The following is a 17,900-nucleotide window of genomic DNA, read 5'->3' as shown; positions in this document are numbered from 1 at the left end:
CTTGCATTTCTGACAATCTTTGAGTGATAATGGGTGAAAGATCAACACCATCAGCCGTATCGTATTTTGTGTCAAGAAGTATCCAAATAATAACGGTTTGAGTTTCTATACGTTACATAACATCAGTATAAAAGACTCCCCAATTCTATTCTAAGATAAGGTTTCAAATATCTCGCGTGCGAGTTCTAAATCATCCGATGCGTCTACATCAACCGAGCGCTGGCGTGGCATTTCAACAATGCCCATATTGCCGCCCCATAGCTTGTCGGTACGGTCATAATATTCTCGCGTACAAGAGAAGATAGCGCCATTACGACGATATATTTTTGGCAAATCCTGACGGCGCATATACTCCATCTCAGGCGCGACAGACACTGCCATACCCTCTTGCATTTGATACATTTTAGCGGGATGCGACTTCTGCTCTTGATAGGCACTGATGACCGAATCATACCCCCCCGCTTGCATCATGCTTTCGGCTTTCTCAATATCTTGCGCATTTCGCAAAGGCGAGGTCACTTGCAGAATTGTGAAGTGGCCGAACAACTCGCCATCAGGGTCGACTTCGGCCAGCAAATGATCGACAACGACGTTGGTCGTGCTGCTATCTTGTGCTAATTCATCTGGCCGGTTAATCAACCTTATGCCACATACATTTGCGACTTGCGCCATTTCTTCATCTTCAGTGGAAACCATAATATGCTCAGCACGATAGACTTCCATGGCTTGGTTAATTGTCCATTCTAATAACGAAATGCCGTTAAATTCTGCCAAATTCTTGCGTGGGATTCCTTTGCTTCCACCGCGAACAGGAATGATACAAAAAGACGGTTCTTCCATACCCTTATTCGTCATAAATATAATGAATTTTCTTTTGCACACCTAATGGAACGGTTGTTAAAATCTCGGCCATTTTCAGGCCTGCCGTACCATCTCCCACCAGCGTATCACATTCATATTTTCCATGAGCGATTTGCTTACGTGTTGCTTCGAGAATTTGAGTGGAGTCATAATCGCTATCCATCACATTACTCGCCCGCTCACGGCCTTCTTGTCGCGTTCCGACGTTCACACAAGGGATACCTAAAAACGCTCCCTCGCGCAGCCCTGAAGAGGAGTTCCCAATAATGCATTTCGCATTCGCAATCAGGCGCGCATAATCTTCCGGCTCAAAATTCAAGAAAAAATGCATATTTGGCGTTTCGTTATTTTCGCGGAAAGCGCGAATACCTTTCGAGATATCATCTGACCCCGCATCAACATTCGGCCATAACCACGCTACTTGCATACCTTCTTTTGCCAATTCATAAACCGCACTTAACGTTTCATTAATTTGTTCTAGCCCTGAACCAAACTCAGTTGTTACAGGATGCTGCAGAACAACGATATAATCTTTATCAACACTCAAGCCTGACCCAACGCCACCATAGCGCTGAAAAATATCAGCGGGTAACGTTACATCTAAACCAGCCACCAAATCAATGGCCGGGCAGCCCGTAAAAAATACTTTAGCAGGGTCCTCACCCATTCGAACGACATAATCTCTTGCACGTTCTGTGGCCGGAAAATGGATATGAGAGAGCTTGGTAATGGAATGCCTAACCGCTTCATCAATCGAGCCTGTAACCTCGCCACCTTGGGTATGCGCCACGGGGATATTCATATAACTTGCTGCAACCGCTGTCGAAAGCGTTTCATATCGATCAGCGACCGTAAGCACAATATCTGGTTTTAAATTCTCAAAATGCGTCGCCAATTCGATGATGGCTAGCCCCGTTGATTTTGCCATTATTATGGGTGCCTCACCTTCTAAAACGGAATGCACGACGGCATCTTCTGTAAAACCATCTTCGCGCATGATATTGATAACCGCACCGAACCGACGCAATAAAGCGGAGGCTCCAACAATCAATTGCAACTCCAAATCTGGATGGTCTTTAATCGCCTGCATAGTCGATTTAATACGCCCGTAATTGGCACGGCTATGGACGACGACACATATTTTTCGCATTACTTTAAATCCTCTAACGTTAACAGCCTATTGCTGGCGACAGCTTTCACTAATTCTCGCCCTATTATTTGGTCTTTATCGGCCCAAGCAATACCCGTTGCCGGCTTTTTCGACGTGATATCTGATTCAGCAATCACATGCCCTATGGGCAAATCCATTTTGAGCGCAACGCTCTTTGCAAATAACGCTTTTTGATTTTTTAACCGCGCGGCCATCTCATCTTTATCAACGGGGTTCGCATCCATTTCAGCCACATCATTAGCGAAACGTACGAGCTGCGCGACCTCTTCAATGGTGATCGAGGAGCTCATATCCGGCCCGAACATACGACGGTCAAACGTCGCGTGTAATTCAATTAAATTATAGCCACGCGCGATGGCCGCCGTAGCAGGAGAGAGTGATGCGGAATGATCAGATAACCCAACACGGCAACCATATTTCTGGCTTAATTCGTCTAGAATATTTAAGCCTGTCTGCTGAAGCGGTGTCGGATACATACTGGTACATTGCATGATCGTATAATCTGAGCCACTTTGTTTTAGCATATCAATCACTGCATCAATTTCCGCCCATGCACTCATACCTGTACTGACAATAATAGGCTTGCCGGTGGCAATCATAGCCTCCAGCAATTCGCGAGAGAGTGTATCGCCAGAGCCAACTTTCCATATCGGCACTCCGACACGATCCAGCAATTCAACCGCCGCAACGGAGAAAGGCGTACTAAGGAATTGAATGCCTTTTGTATCGGCATGTTCTTTTAAACCGACCCACTGGCTTTCCGTAAATTCCATACGCTGCCAGTAATCGTAGCGAGTCTCATCTTGGTTCGAGAACTTGATGCGAAACGGCTCATCAAGTGTCGATTCTTGCGAAGCAATATGGGTTTGAAATTTCACCGCATGGGCGCCCGCATCTGCCAGAGCATCAACATAAGCGTAGCACATACCGAGCGAGCCATCGTGGTTCTGTGCAATCTCCGCAATGATAAGCGGTTGGCTTTGATCTTTCAATTTCTCCAGAAACATAAAACTCCCCCCCCTCTTTCTATATTACTTAATTACTACCGATAAACCGTTCAATGCAGAGCGGCAACCTCTATCTAACTTCTAACACAAATAGCACTCTCGCCCACTTGATAAACTTTAACACCCTCTCTCGAGAGTCACCCTGCACTTGTTTCAGGGTCCATCGCGCCACACTTAATAATCTTGCAAATAGATGAATGGAGGCTGAAATAAATTCAGCCTGACAAGCATCGTTACGTTTCCGATTGACCTGTTTTAGCAATAGCTTGAAATACGCTATTATTTTTCATCAAAACTTCCCATGTATCACAGCCAACGATACGGCCCTTATCTAGCACAACAATACGGTCACATCGCTTCACCGTTGTCAGGCGATGAGCGATCAGCAGAATCGTTTTATCGCCTGGAAGCGCGTCCACCGCGCTCATAACATCATGCTCAGTCACATTATCGAGCGCGCTGGTCGCTTCATCAAATACGATAAAATCGGCATTGTGATAGAGCGCACGCGCAATACCGATACGCTGAATTTGCCCACCGGAAAGCCTAATCCCACGCTCGCCAACCAAAGTAGCATAACCTGCCGCCAATTCATCACGGATGAAACGATCTAGTTTCGCAATTTTCGCAGATTCTTCGACCTTTTGCTGATCGATCTCTTCTGCCGGAATACCGAGGGCGATATTTTCCGATACGGAAGCATCGGTCAAAAAGATATCCTGCGGCACATAGCCAACATTACTTTGCCAATCGCGTACATTTTCATCCGTGACGGGAGTTCCATCGACGATGATTTCGCCTAAGTGAGGCGACAGTAATCCTAAGGTAATATCAGCTAAGGTGGTCTTTCCTGCGCCGGTCGTACCGACAACACCGATGCGCTCGCCGGCTTCAATGCTCAGTTCAATCTCCTTAAGGCCAGCATTTTCCGCCGCGGGATAATGATAGGAAATTCCTTTAAAATGAATAGCATCTTTGAGTCCAATCGTATTTTCGCTCTGGGCGATGGAGGCTACACCTTTCAAGGCGAGTAGATCCTCGTAAACCGCATCGACCGCCGCACGGCCAGCCTGAATTTTAGCGAGCGAATGGTAAATCACTGAGAGTTCCGGCATCAGCCTTTGTCCTGCAAATGCCAATACCCCTAATAATGGAAGCACCCCCTCAAGCGAGGCTGCCTGCCCTTCAGCAGGAGGCTCTAACATCACCACGCAAATCAGTAAAATCCCGCCAAGAGCAAAAGCTTGCAATGCATATTGTGGCACGAATGAAAGCGTGTTGATGATCACCTCCGTCTTTGCCATATAGTAAGATGATTTCGTATAACGCTTTAAGTAAGCGATCTCTCGACCTAAGAGCTTAATCACCTTCACGCCGCCAAAGGCTTCTGTCGCAATGCGATAACGCTCACTATTACTATCCAAACGCTCTTTTCCTAACCGGCGTAAATAACGCCGCACGGTGCTATAGGTAATGCCGTAAAGCGTTCCAAATACCAAAAAGGCACAGGCAGCTAGCACGGGCTCTATCCATAAAAGCAAAGCGACAATGGCAATAACCGTCGTAATGGAAGCCACTAACTCTGCTGCGGGGCGCAAAAACTGCAACACCACCTCGCGGCTTTCGGCCAGAATACGCGTCCCTAATTCACCGGAATGGCGATTGAGGAAAAATTCATACGGATGGCTTAAATAATTTCGCATCAAACGGTAACTGATGCTGTGCATACGCATCAACGAGAACCGAAATACGGCATAAGTTTTGATAATCTGAATAACGCTCGCCAGCATAATGGCCGCGAAGCTAGCAAATGCCAAACCGGCCAAAAAATTGTAAGAGGAGGTGAAACCGAAATACTCATAGCCCCAAGCCAGCAAAGGCTGACTTTGAATCTGCGAAGGATCCGCTAGAACTGATAAGAACGGCACGACCGAACCAACCATAAAGGCTGAAGAAAGCGCCCCGATGCAAATGATGACCAACGTAATATAAGCGAGTCGCTTCTCACGTTCATCCAAAAGCGCCCATGCTTTGCGCCAACTATTCATCTCAACCATACTGCTGCACCTTAGCGATTATTGGCTCTCAAGCCAGCTTTGAAACATCAGCACATTCCATACACGCGCTTCCATGAAATCATTGCCTTTGAGGAGCTCCTTCCAAGCGGAAAGAATCGGCTCAGGCCGCCAATAACCTTGCTGGCGCAGAAGTGATTCATCCAGCAACGCCTCCGCCCATTCACGCAAAGACCCTCGCAACCATTGCCCCAGCGGGAGCGCGAATCCAGCCTTTGGCCGATCTATCAGTTCTTTAGGGATATGGCGATACAGGAGTTGACGTAGGATCCATTTCCCCTGCCCATCTCGAATTTTCATCTCTGCCGGCAATTGCCACGCAAAATTCATCACCTCTGGGTCTAAGAACGGGATACGTGTTTCCAGACTGACCCCCATCGCCGCACGATCGACTTTGGTTAAAATATCCCCCGCAAGATAGGTCAGCGTATCTTGCTGCATCATCCACTCGGCAAAGGGCTTATCGAGGCTTTGCTCGGGAATGCGCTCGCTAGCACCAATCACCAGCGATTCCGGTTCATGCCAAATTGAGCAAAGCGATTGGTAAAATTCGATTTGCGTGCGAGCATCCATAGCCTGCATTAGTTTCTGACGATGTCCCGACGAACGAATTGGCAATGTTCCCAGAAAATGCGCTGCCATGCTGCGAAGTGGATATGGCATAAGCTGGATTTTTTTCCATAATCCCGGCGCATGAATATGGCGATTATAGCCACCGAAAAGTTCATCCCCGCCATCGCCAGACAGCGCAACCGTCACATGCTCTTTCGCCATTGCAGCAACTAGGTAAGTCGGAATTTGCGAGGAATCGGCAAACGGTTCATCAAAAATCTGCGGTAATTTAGGGATAACATCCAGCGCTTGGTTTGCGGTGACGTAAAGCTCCGTATGCTCTGTTTTTAAATAATTCGCGATCGCTTTCGCGTGGGGGGCTTCATCAAACCCTACCTCATCGAACCCGATACTGAAACTCTTGACCGGCCTCAAAGATTGCTGCTGCATCAGCAAGGTGATGGCGGTCGAATCAATCCCGCCGGATAGGAAACTCCCTAATGGAACATCGGCAATAAGACGCTTTTTAACCGCCCCACCCAGCACTTCTTCTAATCTACCCACCAGTTCATCTTCGGGCGCCGTATAGCGATTCGATGACGCCACCTGCATCTGCTCGCTCAAAGACCAATAACTTTGAGGCTTAGGATTATGCTCACCCTGAGGAATCGTGACATAATGCCCTGCCTCAAGCTTATTTATGCCTTCATAAATGGACTGGGGTGCGGCGATATAGCTGTAGCGTGCATAATGCAAAAGCGCATCACGGTTGATGGCGGAAGCGAATTCATCCAATGCCTTAAAAGCTTTAAGCTCAGAGGCGAAAATCAACTCATCTTTCCACCTACCATAATAGAGCGGCTTCTCACCAATACGGTCACGCGCGAGCGTCAGGGTTTGCTCTTTTCTATCCCATAAAGCAAAAGCGAACATGCCGTTAAAGGTCTGCAGTGCCTTCTCAACACCCCATGCCTCTATGGCTGCCAATAAAACTTCTGTATCGGAAGAGCCGCACCAAGGAGTATCAAGTTGCTCGCGCAATATTTGAAAATTATAAATCTCACCATTATAGCTCAGCACATAGCGTTCCGATGCTGACACCATAGGCTGATGCCCCGCAGATGAGAGATCGATGATTGATAAACGACGATGCGCCAGCGCGATTCCGGCCTGTGCATCGCTCCACACCCCCTGATCATCGGGTCCGCGATGGGTTAAGCGATTAGCCATATCCCCAGCGATCTTTTCCAAATCAACCGCTTTTGATGACCATATTCCTGCAATGCCGCACATGCGGCGAATTATCACAGAATCTAGGGAGAATGACTATTGGTTTTTCATTTTTCTTCGCTTGGAACTTATTCTAAAAACTGTATAAAATTTAGGAACCTTCTGTCAAAAACATAGGAACCCTATGTCAGCCTATATCGCACTTATTTTGCTTCCACCTTTTTTCACTCCACTAAACTTGAGGCGTACTGCATTTCCGTCTAGACCCCTTTTTGCCAATAACTCAACTGCCTACCTTCCTTACCCAAACGCTCTGTTTCAATAGGTTCAGCTCATGAGTAATAAAACCCGCATTCTCATATCGATCAACGCCTCTTGGAACATTTATAACTTCCGAAGCTCCTTAATTAAGATGCTGCAGGAGAAGGGTCATGAAGTCGTCACCGCCGCACCTGAGGATGCTTATAGCGCGCGACTAGAAAAACTCGTTGACGAGCACCACCCTATCGCAATGAGCAATGCTGGCACCTCTCCACTACAAGACTTCATACTGTTTTGTCGCTATGTTCGCTTACTGAAAAAACTAAAGCCAGCAGTGATGTTAGGCTATACGATCAAACCCAATGTTTATGGCAGCTTCGCTTGTCGCTTACTAGGCATACCGATCATCAATAATGTCTCTGGGTTGGGGACCGTTTTCATCAAACGCAATTGGATGACGCTCATCGCCAAAATGCTCTACCGTCAGGCATTCAAATTTTCATCTTGCGTATTTTTCCAAAATGACGAGGACCGTGCGCTTTTCATCCGAGAAAAGCTCGTTAGCGCCTCGAAAACAGAACTTCTTCCTGGCTCTGGCATCGATTTAAAGCATTATCAACCCCGCCCCAAACAGCCCGAAGACACGATTCGCTTTGTGCTGATCGCCCGTATGTTATGGGATAAAGGGATCGGCGAATATGTGGATGCGGCACGTATTGTGAAGAAGCGCCACCCTCATGCGATATTTCACTTACTAGGCCCACATGGCATTGCAAACCGAACGGCCATCACGCCCGATCAGATTCAAAGCTGGGCAGAAGAAGGTGTTATTAACTACCTTGGCGAAAGCGATGATGTACGCGATATTATCGCAGAAAATGATGTGGTAGTTCTCCCCTCTTACCGCGAAGGAATGTCGCGTGTATTACTAGAGGGCCTAGCGATGGGCACCCCCTTAATCGCCACGAACGTACCGGGCTGCAAACATACGATTGATGAAGGTGTGAATGGCTTCCTCTGTCACTTAAAAGATGCAGAAGACTTATCGAACAAGATGATCGACTTCATTAAACTCTCACCCGAGGAGCGCACCAAAATGGGGCAAGCAAGCCGCCGAAAGGCCGAAAAAGAATTTGATCAGCAAATCGTTCTGGATGCTTATTTGAATAAAATCGAATCGCTCATCCAATAAGCCACTCTCGCTTAAACTGTACGAACCCGCTTGCGAGCCTTTTTACGAGATTTATTCGACCGACTGAGAATATAATGCTTATCCGATTGAACCACACTAATGACCAACACAGAGGTAACCAACGCTAAGATAGCCGGTATCTGTAACGGGAAATCAATGGTGGAATGAAGCGCCATCAACGTCAACACCGCGATCCCCATACTTGGTATTGCATAATGTTTTTTGCGCGTTCGAATAGCGACGATAAATTGACGAAGCACTATAACAGCGACCAAAAGCACTCCTCCGAACACGATGAGCCCCATCTCAGCGGCCAACTCCAAATAATGACTGTGCGCTTTATCGTATAACCCTTCCACTGGCATCACTTCGGAACGATAGGGCTGAAAGTGCGAAGCAAACCCGCCAAGCCCATGCCCTAAAATAGGTTGGTCCATTATCATGGGAATAACCGCCTCAAATAGCTCAGGTCGAACATCCCCATCAAGCCCTTGGACAAGAATATCTTGCATCAAACCGGAGCCGTGCTGGTTAAAAACCCACCCCATCACCAGAGCCGTCAACACACTCCCAAAAAAGAGCGAAAGTGAACGCTTTTTGATACCACGACTCATGCGTCGCTTAAGGATCAGCCCTATAAAAAGAGGGCCACATACCGCGAGCGAGATAATCACTCCGCCACGCGAACCGGTTAGAAAAAGCGCAGCTAGAAATAACACACAGCCAAATAGCACCAACAAGATTTGTATGACAATGCTCAACTTCATGTTCTCAATTCGCTCTGCTATGGATTGCCCTGCTCCTTTCATATGCTGGCGAATAAGACTGTGCAGCTGCGAAATGCAAATAATGAGCATCACCCCCAAGTAACTTGCGGCATTGTTAGGGTTAATGAACTCATAGGCGTAATAGGTAGAAATCAGCGACACCTCCGACCGGTGCAAAAAAAAGCTAATACACACCATGATAATACTTAAGAGTAATAGGCTGAGGAAAAACAACCGTGAGGCCGAAACGCTCGAGCCAACCTGCAAAGCAATAAACCCAATCGTTGCCACAAAAATCACCCTACTCACCGAAGATTGCCAAGCAGAGATATCGATTGAAGTAACCAGCACCCATTGCAAACCGCTCCATAGTAAGAAAACAGTAACGACCCACAGCCCAAGCTTTGCAAAAAACGGATGTGCTTTATAATCATCGCTAAAACTAAACCACATAAGCGGTACGGAAAAACACAACCCAACGATTAGCAAATCATCATAAACTAAGCCGCGTGCGGCGCAGGCAATCGATAGAAGTAAAGCAAGAAACATCGCGCAATATTCTAATCGATTACGTTTTAATAGCGCCTGCATTTTAGAAAATGAAACTCCGCGCTTTAGCCATCAATGACGCGGACGACGAGAAGGTCACGTACAATCGACAGAATACGGCTTGTTCCTACAATCGGATGATTATCAACATAGATCATATCATTATGGTGCAACTGTAATTTTCGCGCGATAAAGACCCCTTTAGGATCGCGTAAATTGACACGATAAACCGTTGGAATTGTCTCGCGTTGAGCTAATTGAGGGCTCTCTATTTGCGCCCCAATACCTTGAAGAACTTCTTTCTTCTCTTCTCTGTAAATCAGCACCGAACTTGCTTCAGCACGTTCAATATCCAGCCCACCAGCTCGCGCAATCGCATCTGCTAACATAACTTTCTCTTCACTCAACGCGACACGGCCACTCTCCGTCACCGCTCCAAGAACATTGTAATAGAGCTCCTCTTTCTTGAGAGAAATAATATCGTTCGGGCGGACAAAGATGTTATTTTGCGGTCGCTTCAACAATGAAAGGATTCTTGCCGTCACCGACTTACCCTCACGCTGCAACGTAACCAGTGTTTCATAATCAGTACCGCTAAGACCACCCGCCATACCGATAGCATCCAAGATACGAATGCCCCCTTGCGGTACGTTGAAACGTCCAGACCCATTCACATCACCGATCACAGAATAAAGATTCGACGTTCGACTAACAATCGTGACAACGACCTGTGGCTCAATGGCTCTATCCGCAAGACGCTTTTCAATATCTGCCTGCACTTCGATAGGACGACGCCCATAGACTTTTACAACACCACCATCTTTACCTTTAGCAGCATAAGGAACGGTAACACTACCGGTACGGTCCACCTCTTGGTCAGGGATGGAAACGAAATTCCCAGAGCTTAGCGAGCCACTTGCCGGCACGAATAACCCGCCGGAGCCTGCTTCAAAAATAGTCACGCGGATAGTGTCGCCTAACCCAATACGAATATCAGCAGCATCCCGGCGATCGGTAAACTCTTCTTTGAAATAGCCATCGCCATTTGCCTGCGAGACAATATCGACATTCTCATCATTGGCATCAATAAATACGAAAGGAAGGTTACCATCGGACTTACCATCCCTACTACCGGTAATGCGCTCGCCCGCGGCTTCCGCAACTGAGCTTGCAGAAGGTCCATCCGCTGGAACAGCACCGCAGCCACTCAGCATGAAAGAAGTTATCAACAGTAAACCCCCGCATCGCCCTGCAGAAGAACCACAAGTCGTTATAGTGTCTACCAATTTGCCTGCCATCATACTACGTATCAACATCCTATTAGGTACTCCTTTTGGAACTCACTTCAAGAAGCGTACCAAAACTTCAAGAAATGTATCAAATAGAGAACCCAATAGTAGAGCAATACTCGAAACGAAGGAAATTTAAACGTACCTGAGCGTTGGTTTTATAGAAAACTGTATTAATATTAGAACAGTTTTGGGAAAACAGGCGTAACACATTAAGATATCACAACACCTCTTAAAAAATACCTGTCTCATAAATACCTGAGTAATAAAAAATTCTCTTTGAAAGAGAATCAAAAATAAACCTTTAAATACCACAAACAAAATGCCAAAAGTCGTAGGGCTTCAGAATAGCTATTCTTAAGCCCGTTTGATCCCCGCAAATATCTTAGCAAACTATTCAGCGTCAAAGGTTGGGGACAATTTTTTGCCTTTCATAAAAATCGCCTTAAGCGGTTCATGTAAAAGTTGCGGAGACACAACTTATCCCCCTACTCACTCTTTTTGATTGTATTGCTCTCTTTCCATCGTTAAGAATTTCGTCTAATATCGACACAGATAAGAAGAGCTAGGACGGTCTATTCCAAATATGCAAAATAATACGGATACGGAATATGAATTTGATGCGCTGCTCTATGCAAAAGAATTCCTTGCCACTTTACACCGAAAACGCAAGTTGGTCGCTTTATGTATGGTCACCTGTTTTATGCTTGGCGTTTTTTACATTACGGTAACGGCTCCTCTTTACACCGCGACGACCTCCATTCTTATTGACCCACGTCAGGCGGCCGTTATGCCAGACCGGCTAATGCAAATGATGAATTTCCGAGAGAATTTGATTCTTGATAGTCAAATAGAAGTGATGCACTCAAGTAAATTGCTCGAAAAAGCCGCTGAACGTGCAAATATCTACAAAGATTTAGAAACATCACGCAATGGGTTACTCCACTCCTTCAGAGGTCTATTATTTGGCAATGAAAAAGCAGAAAAACTCCTTGAAAAAGAGAAATTGAAAAAAGCCACCTTTCAAGAATTTCGAGATGGTTTAGTGGTAGAGCGTGTCAGGCGCACTTACGTGCTGGATATTAGCTATACTTCGCATGACCGAAAGAAAGCACAGACACTGGCCGATCTTATCGCAGATGTTTATTTAGAAGAAGAGCTTGTCACACAATATGAAGCCTCACAACGCATCAATACATGGCTATCAGAAGGTGTCCAAAAATTACGCGGAAATCTAAATTTAGCAGAACAAAAAATTGAAAATTACAAATCGCAAAAAAGTATTGTCGATACCTCGCGTGTTGACTCTCTGACGGACCAGCAACTTTCCGAATTAAACAGGAATTTAATTATTGCGCGTACAGATACAGCTCACGCAAAGGCGCGTTATGAGAGTCTGAATGCTCTTTTAGAAGATGACAGCCCCGATAAAGTGATTGGAAATTTAACAGATAACAGGGTCTTAAATAACCTTCGCAGCCAATATATTGACCTGTCACAACGGGCGTCAAAAATTAAACGAGATCAAGGGAGAGACCATCAGGCATATACCAACCTTGAGAGCCAACTAAACGACATTAAAAATCTAATGACCGACGAATATACGCGCGTCGTTCAGGGCCATAAAAATGAATATGATATCGCACTCTCAAAACAAGAGAAATTACAGGAAGAGTTAGCGGCGGTCACGGATATCTCCCTGTCAGGTCAGCGAGACCAAATTGAATTGCGTGAATTGCAACGCGGCGCCAGCTCAATACAAGAACTTTACACCAAACTTTTGAACAACCTTAATGAACAAGTGCAACGCCAATCCGCTCCTTTTGTTCAAGGACGAGTCATAAGCTACGCCGCTCTTCCCGCTTATGCTAGCTGGCCTAATACGCCGCTTGTATTGATTTTATCTATTTTCCTCGGTGCAACGGCAGGGATTGGTCTCATCTTCTTACGCGAACGGCTCGATAAATATATTCGCAAAGCCGAGGAACTCGAGAAAGCCACCCAGCGCACCTGCCTTGGTATGATTCCAAAGGTCGAGCTGCATAAAGACGAAAGCAAGACACTTCCTTTAGGCACAAAAACATCGCATCGAGACAAGAATCCCTCATTCAATTCAGACGTATTTGATACGATGACCGAGATGTTAGATCAGCAAACCGGCATTGTTTCAGAAGTCATGCGAACGATACAGCTTGCCATTAAGTTCAGTGCGCCACATGAGAAGACCAAGGCGGTTTCTTTTGTCTCTGCTCAACCGGGAGAAGGAAAGTCTACCACCTCTTGTTTTCTCGCCAAACATCTCGCAACAACAGGAGCCAAAGTCGCATTGATTGACTGTGATTTCCGACGCCCGAGTTTGACAAAATTGCTCTTCCCTCAAGCTCAGAGTGGATTTTATGAGTTAGCGCATGCAATGGGTGGGAAAGATAAAAAAGATTTCACCGCTCAGATTGATGCTATTTGCCACGAAACAAACGTAGCGAACCTCTCTTTCATCCCGGCAAAAGGGCTCAGCACCCCGACCACCAACCTGAATTTGGTGGCGTCAGGTCAAATGGATGAATTGATTGCCCGGCTAAAACCAAAATTTGATGTGGTGTTAATTGATCTCCCCGCGATTATGAATATTGCAGATGCGCGTGCAGTAGCCCATTCTATCGATGGTTTTATCTTCCTCGCGCATTGGGGACAAACAAACCCAAATATGGTGCGAAAAGCACTCCTGCGCTCTCCAGAAGTCGCCGAAAAAACCGTCGGATCTTTATTGACACAAGTCGACTCCGAGGCAGTAACGCTCTACGGATATTATGGGTACACAGAAGATGTGGCTTAAATAAGCTTCACCATTTCTTGAATTTTACCGTGATTCCTCTACTGCTCTTACCAGAGAAATTACAGAAAACTTTGCATGAAAAATTTGAAAATTTCGATTATCGGCGCAGGAACAGCGGGACTTTCTGCCGCAACTTTCCTTCAGGAAAATGGGAATCACGTCACCTTATATGAGAAATTTGAGCACCCGAAACCCATTGGTGCAGGGCTATTGATTCAACCCACCGGGCTTGCAGTATTGGCGAAACTCGGTTTAGATCAGCATATCATTAATACTGGCAGCCGAATTGACCGGCTCTATGGCAAAGTGGCGCATAAAAGATCTTCAACGCTAGAAGTGCATTACCGTGACTTTGCATCACATCTTTTCGGGGTTGGCACACACCGTGGCAACTTATTTTCAGCGCTTTATGAAAAAGCCATCGCTACGGGAGTCAACATTATCCCAAACAGCAACATCACGACGGTTGATGACTTTCAGGTCGCTGACATGATCATTGATGCAAGCGGAACGGGCTCAGTCCTGCGCGACCAATATGCAGATGTAAAGCGCGATAGGTCTTACCCCTTTGGTGCGGTTTGGTCGATTGTCGAAATTGACACAAACGTGTTTCAGCTTGATACCCTTGAACAACGCTATAAACGCGCCTACCATATGATTGGCATATTGCCGGTCGGGAAATCGGCAAAAACGGGCAAAGAATTAGCCGCTTTCTTTTGGAGCATGAAAACAAAAGACTATGCGGCATGGCGAGAGCAAGATTTTAGGGAGTGGCAAGATTATGTTATTTCCTTATGGCCAGAAACAAAATCGGTCGTGGAGCAATTCACCTCGCATGATGATCTCATGTTTGCCAATTACCGCGATGTTGTCTTGCGCAAATATTATACGGATAACATCGTCTTTATCGGTGACTCGGCCCATTGCACCAGCCCACAATTAGGGCAAGGTGCTAATTTAGCGCTGGTAGATGCGCTGGTGCTTTCCGAATCCATTGCCGAGTCTGAGTCGGTTTCACAAGCACTCATGCTCTATGAGAAACGCCGACGCAAACATATAAATTTTTACCAAACAGCCAGTCGCTTCTTAACGCCATTTTTCCAATCGGATAGTTTATTTTTCGCCAAGTTGCGGTTTTTTACTTGTGATTTGACCTGCAAAATTTCGATTACCCGCCGCATTGCCGCACAGGTACTAACGGGCACGAAAACAGGTTTATTCTCCAGCCTTAATCCAGGGAGATGGGCAAGCGATTACACGTTACGCAAATAATCTTCAAACGCCCGAATCGACTGGTTCAACTGACTCGCGAAAATGGCGCCAGCCGTCATTTCCATCAATGGGTTGCTAAATTGTGAATCAAGCGAATAGGTAATCTCAGTTTGCTTCTCACTCAACGACGCAAATTTCCATGACGCATTTAACCGCTTAAATGGCCCCTTAATCATAACGATCTCAATCAATTCAGGAGTCGCATGAGTAATCTGGCAATCATAGGAAAAGTTAAGCGCTGGCAGTCCGACAAAGACTCGCGCTGTTAACTCGCCTTCCGTGCGAGCCAATACCTTCACCTCGCGCACAAACGCCAAAACCTTTGGGTAAGATTCCACATCCAGCACTGCATGAAAAATATCCGCAATGGGGGAATTGACAGTTCGCTTATTTGAAACTTTGGGCATCTTCTAATCCACCTTCTCTAACGTGCCTTTATAGGCGACCAGCAAACCGATAATCGGCACAATGGTATGAATAGTAAATTGAAACTTCCCCTCCACCTCATGCTCCTGCGCCACAACATTGGGACGTAGAAATGCAAGCATGGGTATGCCTAAAACTCGCACTCCCTTTAAGTTCAAGGATAAGCACTCAGAATTTGCAACCACCTCAAATAACAAGGTCGTAAAATTCAAACGTTCATAGAGCAACCCACCCTGCAACCACTGCACTGACTTAAACGGTTTCCCTGCAAAACTACGCTGCCAAACTTCCTTCTCGCCTTGTTGAGAGAACTTCACTGCCACCTCCACCGCTTTCCCCGCTTTGGGTAATGATAACAAATTCGCGAAGAAATTTGATAGGCCATGACTCCCACGCTCTACATCGCAATGCCCGCGATATAGCGCCTCCCCCTCATAGGCATGCAGCGCTTGCACGGCTTGCGGAAGTTGCGCATAGGTATCGCCGAGAATTCGTTTATAAAGCGGCTTCATGCTTGACCTCGCGAATATTCAGCGCCTGCCATTGCGCCATCAATTCATCCTTACTCATGAATCCAACTGCAGCATAAGCCCCCCTATCTTTTAATTCCCCGGAAGCAATTTTCTTGGTGATAATCACAGCGGGCGTTGCAGGGATATACGGCCCATGCCCTTCCTTTGCAATGAGATACCATTGAACTGCTTTGGCTCGATTCTCCCGATCAATCCCTTTGGCATGCAGGTGCATCCCGCCATTTTGACTTCCCAATGGGTAAAACCATAGGCTAATAGTACGGCATAATGATGCAAAAGGCGTTAAACTGCTTAGCCATCGCCAGCGCACGGGCCACGACACTAACCATAATCCTAAATGTAAGATCGACAGCTCTAACCCGGCAAAGAAACGGATTGTTTTAAGTGTAGGGTACCGCGCTTGAAAAAAATCTAAATCAGGGATATCGCAATTCGCCATCCAGCGTTTACCTATAAAGGGATAGGTCACACGCTTTAAGTCCTGCCAGCCCCATATTGAGTTTTTTTCTCCCTCGACCAAAGTCAAAAAAGACTTACCTACATAACTTAAGATCGCGGCCACCGTAGCGACACCGCGTTCGGTTTGATTACCTGGCGTCACTCCATAATCCAGTACGTGAATCTCGGAAAAATCCGTTTCCAGCAAACTATCGATAATCGCTGAGGAGATTGCCGGAACCGTACTTGCACCCGTAAAAGCCATCATATTACCGTCTTTGGCTTGCTTATCTTTTTGCACAAACTGCGCCACATAGTCACGGCCATCCGCTAAATCGATATAGTGAATTCCCTGCGACATGCATTGCTCAAAGACGGTAAAATCCTGCCCCTGGAATGGCCCACAACAATTGATGATAATGTGAGGGTTCACCTCTTCCAACGCCGCCTTTAGATTTTGATAGATATCGATATAAACGGCCTCTACGCCTAACGTATCAGCAAACCTTCGCGCCTTCCCTACACTGCGCCCGGCAATAATGAGTGTCAGATTCCCTTCACTCGCCAGCGCTTCAGCAATACGCTTACCAAACACCCCATAACCGCCTAGAATCAAGACTCTCATACCGTTTATTTTAAACGATTTCGCCTTACAGTATAGATGATAAAAGGATTATCGTTATAATGACTCACCAAACTTCTGCTATAAACGGGTAACGGCAAATAATTGAGAAGCTTAAGCGATTTAATATGAAAATATTACTGATTGAAGATGATGCACAAGTGCAAGCCTATATCGTAAAAGGGCTGAAGGAAGCGGGACATACCGTGGATGTATCCAGTGATGGCAAAGAGGGGCTGTTTCTGGCGACAACCGAAGAATATGATGTAATCATTCTAGACCGTATGCTGCCATCACTGGATGGTTTAACAATTTTAAAAACCTTGCGTGGATCAGAAAACCAAACCCCTGTCATCATTCTAAGCGCTTTAGGCGAAGTGGATGATCGCGTCAAAGGCCTGCATGCCGGCGGCGACGACTATCTGGTCAAACCCTTCGCTTTTGCCGAACTGATGGCACGGGTTGAAGTCTTAGGTAGGCGAAACCCACAGGGAGGTGGAAATCAAGTGACCGCGCTATCCGTCGCTGATTTGAAAGTTGATTTATTATCCCGAAAAGTCATACGGGCTACTGAAGCGATCGATTTACAAACCCGCGAGTTTAGTCTGTTGGAATATTTATTACGCCATAAAGGCCAGATTGTGACACGCACAATGCTATTAGAGGCGGTTTGGGATTATCACTTCGATCCGCAAACCAATGTGATCGATGTGCATATCAGCCGATTACGCAAGAAAATCGGCGATAAAGAAGGCAAACTTATTCAGACGGTGCGCGGTGCAGGCTACATCATCGAAAATTAAAAGCACTCGCTATACGCAG

The 17,900-nt window shown here is 46.2% G+C and carries 14 protein-coding genes; 4 read left to right on the top strand and 10 right to left on the bottom strand.

Annotated elements, in window-relative coordinates:
- Positions 1-150: 150 nt before the first annotated feature.
- From P8P30_05065 to asnB, 5 genes are all read right to left on the bottom strand, one after another.
- Positions 151-855 (bottom strand): acylneuraminate cytidylyltransferase family protein, encoded by a 705-nt coding sequence (locus P8P30_05065; protein ID MDG1286919.1) that lies wholly within the window; start codon positions 853-855, stop codon positions 151-153.
- Positions 845-2,011 (bottom strand): UDP-N-acetylglucosamine 2-epimerase, encoded by a 1,167-nt coding sequence (neuC, locus tag P8P30_05060; GenBank protein ID MDG1286918.1) that lies wholly within the window; start codon positions 2,009-2,011, stop codon positions 845-847. The genes P8P30_05065 and neuC overlap by 11 nt, the downstream gene beginning before the upstream one ends.
- Positions 2,011-3,039: an N-acetylneuraminate synthase family protein gene (locus P8P30_05055; protein ID MDG1286917.1), complete on the bottom strand. Its 1,029-nt coding sequence runs from the start codon at positions 3,037-3,039 to the stop codon at positions 2,011-2,013. The genes neuC and P8P30_05055 overlap by 1 nt, the downstream gene beginning before the upstream one ends.
- A gap of 233 nt (positions 3,040-3,272) precedes the next feature.
- Positions 3,273-5,096 carry an ABC transporter ATP-binding protein gene (locus tag P8P30_05050; protein MDG1286916.1) on the bottom strand — a complete coding sequence of 608 codons (1,824 nt, stop codon included), beginning with the start codon at positions 5,094-5,096 and terminating at the stop codon, positions 3,273-3,275.
- A gap of 18 nt (positions 5,097-5,114) precedes the next feature.
- On the bottom strand, positions 5,115-6,959 hold the full coding sequence (gene asnB, locus P8P30_05045; GenBank protein MDG1286915.1) for an asparagine synthase (glutamine-hydrolyzing): 1,845 nt from the start codon (positions 6,957-6,959) through the stop codon (positions 5,115-5,117).
- A 271-nt stretch (positions 6,960-7,230) separates the two neighbouring features.
- On the opposite strand from asnB, the gene P8P30_05040 reads away from it, so the two are divergent.
- A complete protein-coding gene (locus P8P30_05040; protein MDG1286914.1) occupies positions 7,231-8,349 on the top strand; it encodes a glycosyltransferase family 4 protein in 1,119 nt (372 codons plus the stop codon).
- An 11-nt stretch (positions 8,350-8,360) separates the two neighbouring features.
- Here P8P30_05040 and P8P30_05035 read toward each other — a convergent pair whose 3' ends face one another.
- Positions 8,361-9,707 carry an O-antigen ligase family protein gene (locus P8P30_05035; GenBank protein ID MDG1286913.1) on the bottom strand — a complete coding sequence of 449 codons (1,347 nt, stop codon included), beginning with the start codon at positions 9,705-9,707 and terminating at the stop codon, positions 8,361-8,363.
- A 23-nt stretch (positions 9,708-9,730) separates the two neighbouring features.
- On the bottom strand, positions 9,731-10,981 hold the full coding sequence (locus tag P8P30_05030; GenBank protein ID MDG1286912.1) for a polysaccharide biosynthesis/export family protein: 1,251 nt from the start codon (positions 10,979-10,981) through the stop codon (positions 9,731-9,733).
- 559 nt (positions 10,982-11,540) lie between these two features.
- Here P8P30_05030 and P8P30_05025 point away from each other — a divergent pair.
- Positions 11,541-13,787: a GNVR domain-containing protein gene (locus tag P8P30_05025; GenBank protein MDG1286911.1), complete on the top strand. Its 2,247-nt coding sequence runs from the start codon at positions 11,541-11,543 to the stop codon at positions 13,785-13,787.
- A 75-nt stretch (positions 13,788-13,862) separates the two neighbouring features.
- The gene (locus P8P30_05020; GenBank protein MDG1286910.1) at positions 13,863-15,059 is read left to right on the top strand and encodes an NAD(P)/FAD-dependent oxidoreductase; all 1,197 of its coding nucleotides are present in this window, start codon (positions 13,863-13,865) and stop codon (positions 15,057-15,059) included.
- Here the strand turns inward: P8P30_05020 and P8P30_05015 are convergent.
- Genes P8P30_05015 through P8P30_05005 form a run of 3 tightly spaced genes read right to left on the bottom strand, consistent with a single transcriptional unit; the run spans position 15,041 to position 17,081 of the window.
- Positions 15,041-15,466: a type II toxin-antitoxin system RatA family toxin gene (locus P8P30_05015; protein ID MDG1286909.1), complete on the bottom strand. Its 426-nt coding sequence runs from the start codon at positions 15,464-15,466 to the stop codon at positions 15,041-15,043. The two genes, P8P30_05020 and P8P30_05015, sit on opposite strands and share 19 nt — an antisense overlap.
- Positions 15,467-15,469: 3 nt before the next feature.
- Positions 15,470-15,997 carry a DUF4166 domain-containing protein gene (locus P8P30_05010; protein ID MDG1286908.1) on the bottom strand — a complete coding sequence of 176 codons (528 nt, stop codon included), beginning with the start codon at positions 15,995-15,997 and terminating at the stop codon, positions 15,470-15,472.
- A complete protein-coding gene (locus P8P30_05005; protein MDG1286907.1) occupies positions 15,981-17,081 on the bottom strand; it encodes a saccharopine dehydrogenase NADP-binding domain-containing protein in 1,101 nt (366 codons plus the stop codon). The genes P8P30_05010 and P8P30_05005 overlap by 17 nt, the downstream gene beginning before the upstream one ends.
- 125 nt (positions 17,082-17,206) lie before the next feature.
- Between P8P30_05005 and P8P30_05000 the strand changes: the two genes are divergently transcribed.
- Positions 17,207-17,881 carry a response regulator transcription factor gene (locus tag P8P30_05000; GenBank protein ID MDG1286906.1) on the top strand — a complete coding sequence of 225 codons (675 nt, stop codon included), beginning with the start codon at positions 17,207-17,209 and terminating at the stop codon, positions 17,879-17,881.
- The last annotated feature ends 19 nt before the right edge of the window (positions 17,882-17,900 follow it).

It is taken from the genome of Rickettsiales bacterium (assembly GCA_029252805.1).
Taxonomy (GTDB): Bacteria; Pseudomonadota; Alphaproteobacteria; order Rickettsiales; family JALZUV01; genus JALZUV01.
The sequence above is the reverse complement of the archived record's forward strand: the minus strand, read 5'-3'. Positions and strand labels throughout refer to the sequence as shown.